Here is a 14,843-nt window from a genome sequence, read left to right as displayed (position 1 = left end):
ATATTAGAAACTACTAAATTGATTGCGCCAGTCACCTGCTTAATTAGATTAATTCTTTCTTTTTTTAATGAACATTACTGCAAGTAAAACGAGAAGCAAGGCACCTGCTGCATAAACCACAGTTGCATAAATGTCCATGTACCCGACGATGCCGTCCCATGATCCCCCGACCATTGCACCCACATTAACAAGTGCAACATTCCAAATCAGGGTTCCAAGCGTTGTGTACAGTACGAAAAGGCCAAAATTCATTCGGGCCATTCCGGCTGGTATGGAGATAAGGCTTCTGATCAAGGGGATGAAGCGGCAGAAAAACACAGTCCATGCACCATACTTTGAAAACCAGGCATTCGTTTTATGAAGGTCTTTATTAGTAAGCCTTAGAATGTGGCCCCAGCTCCCAATAATTTTTTCCAGCTTTGTGACGTCCAGAAGCATGCCAATACGATACAAAACGACCGCTCCGGCAACTGAGCCAAATGTCGAAAAAGTGATGACTCCAATCACACTTAAAGTTGTGGTGGTAGTCAAAAATCCTCCGAACGTCAGAATTACTTCGGATGGGATTGGAGGAAATAGATTTTCCAATGTAATTAATAAAAAAATCCCCATATATCCAAACTGTTCAATCGTCTCAATGATCCAATTATCCATCCCCTGCTCCTTTTTAAACTTTAGTTACATGCTAAATAAAAAAACCTTTACCAAATTTGGTAAAGGTTTTGGAAACAAATAAAGACCTTTACCCGATGAGTAAAGGTCTTGCTAACAACATTCGTTGCCAACAAAGCCGGGAGTGTTCATCCTCCGTAATGACGACCTTGTTGTAAAAGCTACTCCCCTTTAGGAGACTATTGAATTAGTTATATTAATATTAAAACAACTTAATGAATCTGTCAATAACGATCTATTATATTCCTGCATTTCAATCTCATTCCGACCACCACTGCATAAAATTTTTGGTACTTAAAAAATTAATAGATTGTTTGATTTTATGTTTGAACGGCTAAAACTTATGTTCGGTAAGCGCGACCAACGTTGTCGAATGGACGATATTCCGGTTTTACCGCAATTGGACACATCCATTTAACAAAGATAGGATTATTTTACTAAAATATTATTTTGCAACGGGACAAATGAATCATATTTTAGCTTATAGCACATTCACGTTGAACGTTCAATTGAAAGGAGATTGAAAAATGCCAGAAACGCTTGTTTTATTTGAGATTAATAAAGGGACTTTTGGGATGAACATCCATAATATTGTTTCCATTGAAAAAATAACAGAGGTGTCCAAGGTACCCAAAATGCCGGAATATGTATCCGGGATTGTTAACATACGCGGCCAGATCGTCCCAGTTATAGATATGTCGAAAGCCTTGTATGATCGGGCGATTGAAATGAATGAACACACGCGTTATATCCTGGTTGAAACAAACGAAACAATTATCGCATTCATGGTTGAGAAAACGAATGAAATTATCAGCATAGATGCGGACAATGTAGCTGAGGTCAATTCATTGGCAAAAGGGGCAAATGATTTTATTAAAGGAGTTGCGATGCAGGACAGCCGGATTATCACCATTTTAAATCTGGAAGCATTGCTATTGACCTTAAATGACGTTGACTTAATCAGAGCGAAAATTGGGGAATTGAACGGGGTTAAGATGGCGCACACGGGCGAGCCCGTCTAAAAACGAATAAATGAAATCTTTTGGATAATAAAATGGAGGCAGCCAAGAATGAACATCAGTAAAAAACTATATAGCGGATTCGCCGGGATTCTTATTCTGTTGATTGCTATCGCGATCATTAGCCTGTATCAAGTCACATCTATTACGAAGGAATATTCATTTTTAGTCAGTGAACAGGTTAAAAAGGTAACGAGCTCCAATGAGTTGAAATATTTAGCTACAAAAGAATTGCGGGATGTGCGAGGATATTTAGCCACAGGAAATGAAGATCATATTGATGAATTCAATCAAGCGAAGGCAGATTACGAGAAACCAAACGAATACTTGCAATCCGTTCTTGTTAACCCTAAAGCACAACAGCTGCTTAAAGAACTGGACCATCTTCATAAAGAGTATGGGAAAGTTGCCGAGCAAGTATTTGAATATAAAAAACAAGGCAATGTAGACGGCTACGTCAAACTTCTTGAAGAAAAGGGAACTCCGATTGCCAACGAGTTCACCACGAAAACAGAAGAACTTGAAGAAATGTGCCTCGACGTTCTGGCAACGGAAAGTGCAAAAGCAGCAAACCAAGCTACACAGCTTAAAATCACTATTATTGTAGTATCCATCCTGGCATTATTAGCTGGAATGGCAATTTCTTATTATATCAGCCGCATTATATCCAGGCCTGTTAAAGAAGTGGCTGATGCAGCGAAGGAAATAGCTGAGGGAAATCTTTCCATTGAAGATATCAATGTCAAGAACAAAGATGAAATAGGTGAAATGGCCGATTCATTCAATGTCATGAAGCATAACTTGCGTGATGTGATCCGGGAGGTAAATGACAGCTCTCAGCAAATCGCTGCTTCATCTGAACAACTGACAGCTGGAGCCGAGCACACAAGCAAGGCAACTGAACAAATCACTGCCGCAATTCAGGAGGTTGCCACCGGAGCCGACAACCAGACTGTCAGTGTGGAAGAAAGTGCAAAATCATTAGAAGAAGTGACCCAGGGCATACAGCACATGGCAGCCAACTCTTCATCGATTGCAGAATCAGGCGCACAGATGTCAGAAAAGGCGAAACAAGGCGGAGCATATGTCGAGCAAACAGTTCAGCAAATTCATGCTATCCACCAATCGGTAGACGTAAGTGATGAAGTGATGCAGCTGCTCGACAAGAGATCCCAGGAAATTGGCGAAATTACAAAGGTGATCACCGAAATTGCCAACCAAACGAATTTGCTGGCACTAAATGCAGCGATTGAAGCGGCACGCGCCGGAGAACACGGCAAGGGATTTGCGGTAGTTGCAGATGAGGTGCGGAAACTTGCCGAACAATCACAACAGTCATCAACCCAGATTTCACAGCTGGTCAAAGAAATCCAGACAGATATGGTGCGTTCGACTGATTCTATCAACCAGGTGAAAGTTGATGTACAGCAAGGCCTTGGAATTGTAGAAAACACTCAATCCAGCTTTAATGACATATTACATTCGATGGATAATATAAGCTCCCAAATCGACGAGATGGCAGCGACGGCTCAACAAATGGCAGCCGGGGCCGAACAGGTCACTGCAACTGTAGCCGAAGTGAGCAATATTTCAAAGCAGACGTCGATGCACTCTCAAGGCGTCGCAGCTTCTACAGAAGAACAGCTGGCATCAATGGAGGAAATAACAGCTTCCGCCAACGCACTGTCTAAAATGGCGACGAACCTTCAGGAAGTCATGAACAAGTTCAGAATATAGTAAAATGGAACAAACAGTTGATTGGATAATCAACTGTTTGTTGTTTTTTAGAGCATAATAAGCCGTTCAATATATACCGGTAATAGACTGGCAACGAAACTGATAGGAGCTCGAAAGGGGCTCCTTTTCATTATTAATTAGTTCGCAGCACAGCAATTTACCTTAGCTTAAGATATATGCTTCATTTAACAAATTTTCCAAATCTTTGTGCGGCAATGGTTTGCTATAGAAATAACCCTGAATTTCATTACATTCATGAGCTTTCAAAAAAGAAAACTGTTCTTCTGTTTCTACTCCCTCTGCAATCACGTTTAAATTCAGGTTCTTTGCCATCATAATGATAGTTGTAATAATGGCCTTGTTTGCGGGGGCATGGAAATCCACAATAAATTCGCGTGCAATTTTCAACGTTTGGATAGGAAATTCCTTTAAATAGGCAAGGGAAGAATGCCCTGTGCCAAAATCATCAATCGAAATGTGAACACCTATCCTTCTTAATGACTCTAACTTTTGCATAACTTGTTCTATATTATACATGGCAAGGGTCTCAGTGATTTCAATCTCTAGGTTTTGCGGATTCAATCCGGTGTCGGTTAACACCTTTTTGATCATTTCTACAAAGTTCTTTTGCTGAAACTGTCTTGGTGAAATATTAACTGCAATTCGCAAGTCAGGATACCCCGCATGATTCCAGTATCTCATCTGTTTACATGCGGTGCTAAGCACCCATTCACCAATAGGAAGAATTAAGCCAGTTTCTTCAGCAATTGGGATAAACTCACCGGGTGAAATAATCCTCTTGTGGGGATCCTCCCATCTAAGCAATGCTTCCACACACGTGACCTTACCTGTTTCAATATTTAATTGCGGCTGGTAATGCAATGTAAAATGGTTCATATCAATTGCTTTCCTTAGGCGGTTTTCCATATTTAATTTTGCTGTGTAGGCATCTTTTAGAGTTGAAGTATAGAACTTAAAGTTGTTTCTTCCAGTTTCTTTTGCCAGGTACATGGCTGTATCAGCCTGTTTAATTAGTTCTTCCGAAGTTTTTCCATTTAACGGAAAAAGCGAGATCCCAACACTGATGGAAAGGTTAATTTCAATCCCGTCGATTATATAAGGTTTAGATAAAATTTGTTGAAGCGTCTGGACAGTTTCAGTCACTTCCCCACGATTTCCAACACTCTCTAATAGTATAGTAAATTCGTCTCCTCCCAAGCGGGAAATGAAGTATTTGTCATTAGCGAAATTTTTTAGCCGGTCTCCTAATCCTTGTATTAATGAATCACCAAAGGTATGGCCATATGTATCGTTGATTAGTTTAAAGCGGTCCATGTCAAAAAAAAGCAGCGCAAAGCTGTCATTTGTCATTTTCGATCTTTGTATAACTTTGTTTAATGTCGCTTCAAAAAAACGGCGGTTGGGCAAGTCACACAATACATCATGGTTTGCCAAAAATTGAATGCTTGCGACCATCTGCTCTAATTCTTCATTTTTTCTTGTTACTTCATTGGTCCGGGCCAAAACCTTTTGCTCTAATTCTTCATTTAGTTTATGAAGTTTTTTGACAAGGGAATCATTCTCCCATAAGGTGAATATTTGTCTTACGATAATCAAAACAATGGAAATGGAGAATCCGGTCGATAAGCTATTTAATTTGTTTGTCACGATTTGCGCTACAAACAGTAGTAAGACTGCTGCATAGGGTAACAACCGTCTGAATGCAAGAAACATCATGCTCTTATTTTTTGCTTTACCCGTATGATAGTCGCGTTTTTCCAACTTGCTATCCTCGAGAGCGAAAATTCCGGCTCCCCCTAAGAGCAGAAGGGCTAACGACCATAGCGGGTCTAACAAACTTCCTAAAAAGTATGTATTTGAAGAGGTAAGAATAAATACAGAATCAGCTAAAATTTCAATGCTGCATGCAACAAAAATTAACACAATAATTTTCCTGGGCAGAATATCCCTGGAGCTGAAATAAAGACTTGCCATTGCGAAAAAAAGGATTAAGCCCAATACTGGATAACCCACTGAAACCATTACATGTAAACTAAACGTTTCTTGTTGCGATAATATAGGTTGAATAATAAAATGCCAGCTGAATGTCGTTACTACAATCATGATGATCAAAACATCATATAAAAACCGAATAAAGTTTACATTTTTTCTATTCGCATAAAATATAGTGGCGACTGCCATCAAGTGAAAAACCATCGTCAGCATATAAAATAAGTCTGCCCAGCTTGGAAAAGTTGCTGGCTTTGTTACGATAAGCTGGTCGTATGTCCAACGGATTTCTCCGATAAAATAGCTTTGAACCCCAGAATAAACAAAAAACCAGAAAAATTTGTTATATCCTTTCGATTTATAGAAAGCGACAAATAAACAAACCGAACTTATCAAAGGGGCACACAATGAAAATAGTGCCCCGCCCAATCCCCTTAAAAGCTCATCATTAATATCAAGAAATAACCATATATAATTCAAGCTAATATAAATAGTTATAAACAGAATAACTATATTGTTACTTTTCCGCATATGGCTTCCCTCCGACGACAGTTACTGCTTTAATTCTATGAAAAAGACCTGAATAAACATTTACATTTATACTAAATTTAGGTAATATACTCTACAAACATTGTACCGTAAAATTGTCAAGAAGTCACAAAACTTCGACCTTTTTCCTTGCGCAGCAGCACCATAATCCACTTATAAATGGCCCTGCACGATCTTATTCAAATTTACCTTCTAATAATTGGTCGATTTATGGTAAAATTAATGTAAGAATTGTGCAGGGGAGGAAATTTTTTGTCTGTTTTTCGTGTAGAAACCAAACGTGATATGGAAAGATTTGATGATATATGGATCCCTGTATGGATTGAAAATGAATTTGAATTGGAATCTTATATAACACCAGGGGTTGAAAGATTTATTTTCAGTGACATAGAGGGTGACTATGGATGCGTTGAATTTTCCCCATATAATTACCTTCATGCGCCTGTTAACGAACTTTTTCCTTTTCATAATTACAAGGAACTACATAATGCAAAAGTGTTTGAATTTGATAAATTGGCTATTAACCCTGTTTATCAATATACGGGCAAACTATTGAACATTTTGTCGTTCATAGTTAAATACCTGGTTGCAAACAAGCCTGACTACGTTATCGCATTGCTGAACCCGACATTTTATGAGGATTTCATTTTGAAATTTAATGTGCCTGTCACCAGATTAACATCAGAAAAAAATGACCTAAAATACATACCAGTGATAATGGACAGTCAGCAACTCATTAACTCCAAATTGGGTAAGAGGCTATCGAAGCAATTATTGGTCGGAACAACATAATTTTTACCCCATTTAAAATAGGAGGTCCCGGAAGATCATGCTTCTGGAACCTTCAAATAAGAATATCTTGATCATCGTCATACTTGTAGACTTAATTACCATCATGCGGACTGAAGAAAAGTATTAACCTTGCGGCTCTGTTTCCCATTGTTTCCGCCACTCCTCCACTTTTCCGTCAATTTCTTTTTCCGCAGCTTCCCGTTGCTGGTCTTTTTCCTCCCTTATTTTTTTGAAATGGCTGTACCGGAGCTCATGCATTTCCCGAATTAACTGCAGGAGTTCATCCTCCACTTCATCGCTGATCAGTTCCTCCGAATTCAGGAAATAAGCTGCATTCTGAATCCGGATCATTTCATTATCCGAGGAATGGTACAATGGGTTAAAAATATTGTTCATTCTTTCCGTCGCCTTTACGGAATCGGCAAGGGTGACACCCTGTGTCCACACAAGCTGTCCGATGGTCGGGCGCCACTTTTTCAGGATAGTGGTTTCGAGCTCTGCCTTATCGCTAACAGTCGTTAAAGTTCCTTGCCCAGCTTCGGCAACCTGTTTCAATTGCTGCTGCCCTTTGTCGTCGACATCAAAACCGATAATATTCAGCTTTGCATTAATATTGTTTTCCTGCAGTTTTTTCGCGGCCTGCACTGGGTCACCATCACATGTTTCAATCCCGTCGCTCACGATATAAACAATATTATGGTATTCTTCATTACTATAACGCTGCAATAATTCAAAGGCCTTTTCAATCGCACCGGCAAGCGGGGTCCATCCAGCTGCATTGAACGAGTTCATGGATTGATTGAAGGCAACTGCATCATATTTATTCAATGGATAAACAGTGTCAATTTTTGAACATGATTCTGCTTTGTCCGCATCGCTGCCGGATCCGACATGACCATATGCCAGCAGTGAAACATTGGCTTCTGCAGGAAGCTGTTCCACGAACTTTGCAACTGTCTCCTTGGCAAGATCCATTTTCACTCCACCGGCAACTTTTTCTTTCATGCTGCCGCTCGCATCCACCAGTACCATGACATTAACTTTCTTCTGTTTTGTTTCAACTTGGTCAGGACCCTCTGGAAGCTCAGGCATTACGAAGCCATGATCGTAATTAACCAGTTGGTCATAGTAGTCCTTATAGAGACCTGAACCGAGCATATGCACCAGGTAATTATAGGCGCTGTCTGCTGTGATGCTTTCCTGTTTCTCAAAATGTTTGCGGATTTCTTTTTCAGCTAGTGGCTTGAACGTCTTGTCATAAAATTTTATGTAATCCATGCCCTTCCAACCGCTCGCTGTTTCCAATTCAGGGTCGATATGCTTGTCCACAAGCACGCCTGGTTTCTGGTTAATCATGCCCTCAACAGTGCGTGCCGCCTCCGGGATGTTACCTTCTACCTTAGACTCCTGTTTGCTTTGTCCCGCCTGCTTTGCTTCACTGTTTTTTGCAGCGCTTTTTGCGTCCGGTTCAACCTGGTGCGAACACCCAGCCGCCACGAGCAACACAAGGCTGATCAAAAACCCTCTCTTTATTACCTTCAATCTCTAACCCTCCCAAAATACCTCTATCTCAGAAAATATTACCAGATATTTAGTTACCCCATATTTACGATGTTAACCATGTTTATGTTTCTGGGCTGTTTGGACTATTTTTCTGGCCAAAATCTATTTTTAATATTTTGCTTATTTTATCAGCCTAACAATATTACAGCATATGTTAAAATAGATTTGATATTTTTTTCTGAAGACGAAAAAAGAAAGGGATGGTGTTTTTGTTCAAACGAATGGCGTCAGATGTTCTTGGATTAAGTGATGTAGGCAGTGTAATTCAACCGGCTGATTACGATAAAGTAGATGCCGACGATTACGTCATGCACGAAGACAACGAAAAGATATACTTCCTAATCAAATCAAAGTCGGATGAATATTGCTTTACAAACAAGGCTCTCATACACCTGGACGGTACCAGTGCAGTAAGCAAAAAGAGGACACTCCGCCGCTACAGCTACCGGGAGCATTCCATTTCGAATGTGTATCTTGAAACTGCAGGAACTGTTGACCTCGATGTGGAAATTAAATTTGTCATTGGTTCAGAGGCTTTCTCAATCGATGTACATAAAAAACACATTGAAGAATTAAAAGATTTATATAAAGCCCTTATCAAAATTTCAGAAATTTGTAAGGAAAATGAAATCTCGATGGAATACGCCGAGCAAAGCCTGAAATTAGCCTCTGCCACCCTTGGCCGCACAGCCGCAAACAATGACAGCAACATTGTCGATAACTTTAAGATTATCAATGATACTGCATTTAACTGGCTCATGAACAGCAGGAAAAAGTTTAACGTTAGAGACTTTGGGTATGTTTTTGAAAAGTATATTAATAATTAAATAACGCAAAGGGGCATCATAGAACATTATTACGTACTATGATCATGTCAAAGGATATATTTCAATGGGAGATGTAAAACTTCATCAACAATTGAAGAAGCATGCCGTTTTGGCATGCTTTTTTTCAAATTTTTATTTTACCTGTCCGTGCATTTCACCGTTTTTGGTTAAAGCCAAAACCCCGTAGGAACTGGGAAAAGCTGTCCATCATAATGGGTATGATGGACAAAATCAGCCACGAAATAGGAAAAAATATCCATCATAATGGGTGTGATGGACAAAATCAGCCACGAAATAGGAAAAATTATCCATCATAATGGGTGTGATGGACAAAATCAGTCGCGGAATAGGAAAAGCTGTCCATCATAATGGGTATGATGGACAAAATCAGCCGTGGAATAGGAAAAGCTGTCCGTCATAATGGGTATGATGGACAAAATCAGCCGCGGAATAGGAAATTCTGTCCGTCATAATGGGTATGATGGACAAAAACGAGTGAGTTGACCGCAGAATTGTCCTTCAAAATCTTCTGGAGCGTTGAAATAAGTAAGTAGAAGCTTCCCTAGACCCCTTTAATTAAGAATCGTTAATGGAAACCCAATGCATTGGTTCACGAAGATAATGGCAAGGGCTGCCGACAGTGTCGACAGCCCTTGTTGTTATCAGTGAAAACTTCCAGCATTCAGTATGTGTTGAAGAACCGTGTCATTGCTACCGCATATTCTCCTCGCGTAACATTAGTTGCCGGCTTAATCGTAGCGTGTATGGTTGGTTCTAAGTCATACGGTCCCTGCGTTGTGGTGAAATGTGCATTCAGGATGCCAAGGTCAAGTGCCAATTGGACATAGCCCTTTAGTTCGGCAGGTATTTGATTGGCATCACTGATCGGCAGCCTTTCTCCCTTGTAAGAGACTGAAACCTCACCGTTGAAACTCTTTGCCTGTTCTTGTAGACCTAGGCTTTGAACAAGCGAATAAGCCAGTTCGGCACGCGATAGTTTTCCGGTACCATTAAACTTCCCGGCTCCATCTGCCAGCATTACTCCATCATATTGATGCTTTCCTTTCAATGCGGCACCTCTGCTTGTTACTGCGTCAACCGCTGCATTATCCGTTGTTTGGGCGACTTGGCGTATGCTGGCACCCATTACTAAATAAGCCGCCAGATCATTCCGTGTCAATAGCTCATCTGCATAAAATTTCCCGTCGGCCTTCGCATCAAACAGCCGTTCATAAATTCCTGTTTTAATCGCACCGGCAGCCGGATGGCCATCGATATCATTTAACCCTTTCAGCGTGCTGGCAGTCTTCTGTGTAATCGTTCCGACGACTTTTTCGGGAAGTGCCGCACCGGCATGGGCACTGACCGTCAGCTTCCATTCACCTGCGGCCGGATTGTCGACGCTGATCGTATTGACAAGGTCGATGCTGTACAAAGGATTAAATCCTGATTCATAAGAAACACCATTCGGATCGGTTATGGTGAACACTAATGGATTGCCGCCTTCTTCCGTATAATGGTCGCCGTCCGCATACATTTTAGCCACCAGCTGCGCCTGCTGTTCCTGTACTTTGAATGTCATTTCGTTCGCCGATAAAGGATTATATTGCATTTCATAATTTTCCCGGATAACATTGTTCGTCGCATACGCGTTAAAGGTCTTATTTTTATTGACAGTTGTTCCATATTTTTTGTTTTGATTGAATGCCTGGTCAACAGCAGCGTATGCATTAATATAACCCGCACCAACCTCATAAGCTTCGCGTCCAGGCATATTTGTGGCGGTTTTGCTTAAAATGCCCTTTACCTCAGCCGGTGACAATAATGGATTCGCATCGAGCAGCAGGGCAACTATACCCGCAGCATGCGGTGTCGCCATTGATGTTCCACTCATGTGTGCGTAGAAAGGCACATGCCCGGGTGCCAGATTAATGTCATCCGTTATGGATAAAGCACCAAGCGGCGCAATAACCCGGGTGGATACAATATCAACACCTGGTGCCGTTATTGTCGGCTCGTCCTTCCACGTCCAAGTTTCGCCGTCTACTGTAAATGTCTCCCCGACACCCCGGGTTCCCCGTGAAGAGAAATCCACCAGTTCTCCATCCTTCTGCCCGGCGGCCACGGATATTACCCATGGAGCCTTCGCATAGGGATTGTGTGTATCTTCATCAGGACCTGCATTCCCGGCTGCAAACAGGACAACAATTCCTCGGTCATAGCACCGTTTCGTTGCTACATTAACAGGATTGTCTACAAAGAAGTCATCATTTGTGCCCCAAGAGTTGGTGATCACCCGGATGTTGTAGCGGTTTTGGTTCGTTATAGCATAATCAAACCCGCCAATCATATCAAGGATCAGCACCCCTGCTCCTGAGCCATAGCCGATCAAGTCTGCTCCTGGTGCAACACCCTCATATAATCCGGAAGACATTTCCCCTGTGCCCCCAACAGTACCTGCAACATGGGTTCCATGTCCGGAGTTTGTATCTGTGTTTGGGACATCCTCAAGATAGACCACTGGCGCCAGTCCATTTAACATTGTCAGGTTTGTTGTTCCCAACACGTTTTGTACAAGATTCCCTCCCAGCTTTAAATCAGGATGTGTTCCATCCACTCCGCTGTCATTAATGACAACGCCGACATCCTGGCCGGACACAGGCAGCCCGCCGTTCGCTTTTCTCATTGCGTCATTGGTACGGACCTTATCAACACCGGTCAATTCTCTTGCTTCTGCATTGTAAAATTCCACTTTACCATTCAAATAAAGTGACCGCACATTTTTGTTTTTGGAAAGAGCTTTGATTTGCTCCGAAGTCGCTAAAATCCCGGCGATGGGCAATGACTGCATCGAGAGCCCCTTCGTTATGCCCAGTGATTTTAATAATTTCATATTATCTCCCGTCGGTGCACTGTCTCCATGGAAAGTAACAATGACATTGATTAATCCAGTGTTTTGTTTCATTTCCTCCAAAAGGTGCCGGTCCATCGCTGCTACGGTTATCTCTCCATTTGCCAGGGACAGGCCAGCCATGTTCGCATTTGCAGAAGGTAAAAACAAGCCTGCCAATAAACCAATTGCCATGGCCAAAGTAAAAATGCACCTTCTTAATTTCAAAGTAAGCACTCCTTTTTCACTGAAATTTCAGTCATTAATGTTTATAGAAATTATCTCACCACTTAACCTTGTTATCTATCGACAGAACGGTATATTTATAGTTGGAAAAAAGGAGTAATTTGCAGTAGTGCTTAAGGATTAGAGATATAGGCGGGTTTGCGAAGAACGACAAAAATGTTCCAGCCTGTTTCTACTTTTCGTTATTTAAAAAATATTTTTGAACCAATGTAATTATTTCAACAATGAACCCGTTATTATAGATGACAAAGTAACAGGAATTGATCAACCTCAATTGAAGTCAGGAGGTGCCAAATGGAAGAGGAGCAGCAGTGGATCCGGGAAGTGCTGTCAGGCAACAAACAAGCCTACGCAAATATCATCAATAAATATAAAAATAAGCTGTATGCCACGATTTTAAGGATGACAAAAAACCCCCAGGATGCACAGGACCTTGTACAGGATGCATTTATCAAGGTGTATCACCAGCTCGGCAAATATGATGAGAAGGGCTCGTTTTCCAGCTGGATTTATCGGGTGGCAATCAATCATTGTATGGATGAGTTCCGAAAAAAGCGCTATAAAATGAAACAGATTGAAATGAGCTATGAAAAAGTGGTCAACCCTGATCACCCTGAAGTCATTTTTTTAAAAAAAGAGAAACAGAGGCAACTAGAACGGCTGATCGCAACCCTGCCAGAAGATGAACGGATGATAATTCTTTTACGATTTGTTAATGAGTTAAGCTATAACGAAATAAGTGAGCTGGCCGGGGTTCCCTTGTCACAAGTCCGAATCAAGCTTCACCGGGCCAAGAACAAAATGAGAGAAACAGTGAAACGTGAAGGAGGCTATTTCGATGAACTGTCCAACGGCAGCTAAACTCTCACATTATGTTGATAACCTTCTTACTGAACAAGAACTTGTTCTTGTTCAGAGCCATTTAACAAGATGCACTGGTTGTAAGCATGTAATCGAAGCCTTTAGGCAGGAACAAGAATTTTTAAAAGAAACATTGCAAACGCCGACATTGCCCGATAATTTTGCATCACTAGTCCTGGATCAGCTTGATCCTTATGAACCGGAAGTATTCCCCAAGAAGCGGACTCCCTGGAAACGCATCATGCTTTCAGCAGCAGGAATCATTTTGGTCGTTGGTCTAAGTACATCACTAAATCCCGGCTTTGCCCAGTGGATCGGCGGTTTGTTCTCAACAGACCAGGTGGACGAAGGATTAAGAATGGCAACTGAAAATGGTCTTGCACAGCGGGTCAACCTGGAAGTGCAGGATCAAGGGCTTACTTTCATAGTAGAGGATGTTATTGCTGATTCGTCCCGGGTTGCGTTATCCTATCAAATTTTAAATAATGAAGGAAAAGCACAAGATTCCCAGCTCTATCTGGGTGAATCGAAGAACGATGTCTATGCAGTCGACCAAAATGGAAAACGACTTGATAAGCTAACCGCGGGCACAGCTTGGTCAGAGGGATCTGACTACGGATTAATCGAATTTTCTTTAAAGGAGTATGACTCCCTGGAGAACTTCGTTGTAAAGCTGGATTTGGTGGAGCTGGACGGAGTAAAGGGTAACTGGAAACTGGAAATTCCGGTAGATTTGACAGAAAGCCGCAAACTGACAACGATCATTCCATTAAAGGATTCCAATACAATTCAGCATGGTGTGAACATTCAAATGAAGGAAGTACAGCATAGTCCTTCTTCCGATGAATTATTGTATGAAACATCTTTAACCAAAGAGGAACAATCGAGGTTGGAAGAAAAGCTGGGTGTAATCAGGAAAAAGTTTGGCAGGGAAAGCGTAGAATTCTTCGATAGCTATGGGCCAGCACTGCAATATCACATTGAAAACGAGGAAAAGAAACCTGTTTATCATCGCGATGCCTGGTTTGTAAAACCGGAAGAAAGTGTCTTACAACTCTTGAGCAGTTCTGGCAGTCCCTTGGGCGAATTCGGCCGTTCAGCCTGGAATGAGTCATTCGTACCAACCAAGGATGAAGGAAAACTCACTTTTGTCCTGGATGGGATCATCAAAACCGAGCCTGCGGATTTCTCCATAAAAATTAATCCAAAAGAATTGAGGAACAAACCTGTTTCTTTTGAATATGAAGGCAATTTTATGACGATCAAGGAAGCGAAAAAAGATAGTAAATATTCATTTCAGAAGTCGTTAATCCCGGTCAAAAGGGAAAAGATCTTCAAAATTGAAATGGAGGGCGGCATGGAAACAACTGCTGCCACAGAGCTTCGCGAATGGGCTTTAGAAGATGGCAAAGGAAAAACCTATCTTGTTTATCCTAGCGGCTCCATTCTCTATGAAAAAGATGAGCATGGCCGCTACAAGACATCAATCGAGCTAATTTCGTATGATATGGATGAAGTGCCTGAAGAATTAACATTGCACCTGCTCTCTGTAAAACGCATATATCCAGTGAAGGATGAATGGAGAGTTCCATTATATTAATTTAGTAATCTTAATCTATATAGATTGAACTTAAGTTTTTCTTCGTAATTCAGAAGGATTTTTGCATATCACCCGTC

At 41.2% G+C, this 14,843-nt stretch carries 10 protein-coding genes; 6 read left to right on the top strand and 4 right to left on the bottom strand.

All coding sequences use genetic code 11. The features are described 5' to 3' along the window. Positions 1-48: 48 nt before the first annotated feature. Positions 49-654 (bottom strand): DedA family protein, encoded by a 606-nt coding sequence (locus CVD19_RS19955; protein ID WP_101584893.1) that lies wholly within the window; start codon positions 652-654, stop codon positions 49-51. Between the two features lie 545 nt (positions 655-1,199). Between CVD19_RS19955 and CVD19_RS19950 the strand changes: the two genes are divergently transcribed. Both CVD19_RS19950 and CVD19_RS19945 read left to right on the top strand, forming a co-directional pair. Next, positions 1,200-1,694: a chemotaxis protein CheW gene (locus CVD19_RS19950; RefSeq protein ID WP_101584891.1), complete on the top strand. Its 495-nt coding sequence runs from the start codon at positions 1,200-1,202 to the stop codon at positions 1,692-1,694. A 48-nt stretch (positions 1,695-1,742) separates the two neighbouring features. After that, a complete protein-coding gene (locus CVD19_RS19945; RefSeq protein ID WP_257985215.1) occupies positions 1,743-3,428 on the top strand; it encodes a methyl-accepting chemotaxis protein in 1,686 nt (561 codons plus the stop codon). 162 nt (positions 3,429-3,590) lie between these two features. On the opposite strand, the gene CVD19_RS19940 is transcribed toward CVD19_RS19945, so the two are convergent. Further along, positions 3,591-5,969 (bottom strand): DUF4084 domain-containing protein, encoded by a 2,379-nt coding sequence (locus tag CVD19_RS19940; RefSeq protein WP_101584889.1) that lies wholly within the window; start codon positions 5,967-5,969, stop codon positions 3,591-3,593. A 270-nt stretch (positions 5,970-6,239) separates the two neighbouring features. Here CVD19_RS19940 and CVD19_RS19935 point away from each other — a divergent pair, with 270 nt between their 5' ends. Continuing rightward, complete coding sequence (locus CVD19_RS19935) at positions 6,240-6,779, top strand: hypothetical protein (protein WP_101584886.1); 540 nt, start codon at positions 6,240-6,242, stop codon at positions 6,777-6,779. A gap of 123 nt (positions 6,780-6,902) precedes the next feature. Here the strand turns inward: CVD19_RS19935 and CVD19_RS19930 are convergent, their stop codons facing one another. After that, the gene (locus CVD19_RS19930; RefSeq protein WP_101584883.1) at positions 6,903-8,321 is read right to left on the bottom strand and encodes a vWA domain-containing protein; all 1,419 of its coding nucleotides are present in this window, start codon (positions 8,319-8,321) and stop codon (positions 6,903-6,905) included. A gap of 230 nt (positions 8,322-8,551) precedes the next feature. Here CVD19_RS19930 and CVD19_RS19925 point away from each other — a divergent pair, with 230 nt between their 5' ends. Continuing rightward, positions 8,552-9,169, top strand: a complete 618-nt coding sequence (locus tag CVD19_RS19925) for a PH domain-containing protein (RefSeq protein WP_101584881.1) — start codon at positions 8,552-8,554, stop codon at positions 9,167-9,169. A gap of 682 nt (positions 9,170-9,851) precedes the next feature. Here the strand turns inward: CVD19_RS19925 and CVD19_RS19915 are convergent. Continuing rightward, positions 9,852-12,287 carry a S8 family serine peptidase gene (locus tag CVD19_RS19915; RefSeq protein ID WP_257985214.1) on the bottom strand — a complete coding sequence of 812 codons (2,436 nt, stop codon included), beginning with the start codon at positions 12,285-12,287 and terminating at the stop codon, positions 9,852-9,854. Positions 12,288-12,599: 312 nt separating this feature from the next. Here CVD19_RS19915 and CVD19_RS19910 point away from each other — a divergent pair, with 312 nt between their 5' ends. Both CVD19_RS19910 and CVD19_RS19905 read left to right on the top strand, forming a co-directional pair. Next, the gene (locus CVD19_RS19910; protein ID WP_101584877.1) at positions 12,600-13,166 is read left to right on the top strand and encodes an RNA polymerase sigma factor; all 567 of its coding nucleotides are present in this window, start codon (positions 12,600-12,602) and stop codon (positions 13,164-13,166) included. After that, entirely contained in the window at positions 13,144-14,766 is a 1,623-nt protein-coding gene (locus CVD19_RS19905; RefSeq protein ID WP_101584874.1) for a DUF4179 domain-containing protein, read from the top strand. Before CVD19_RS19910 ends, CVD19_RS19905 begins: the two co-directional genes overlap by 23 nt. Positions 14,767-14,843 lie beyond the last annotated feature (77 nt).

It is taken from the genome of Bacillus sp. T33-2 (assembly GCF_002860205.1).
Taxonomy (GTDB): domain Bacteria; phylum Bacillota; class Bacilli; order Bacillales; family Cytobacillaceae; genus T33-2.
The sequence above is the reverse complement of the archived record's forward strand: the minus strand, read 5'-3'. Positions and strand labels throughout refer to the sequence as shown.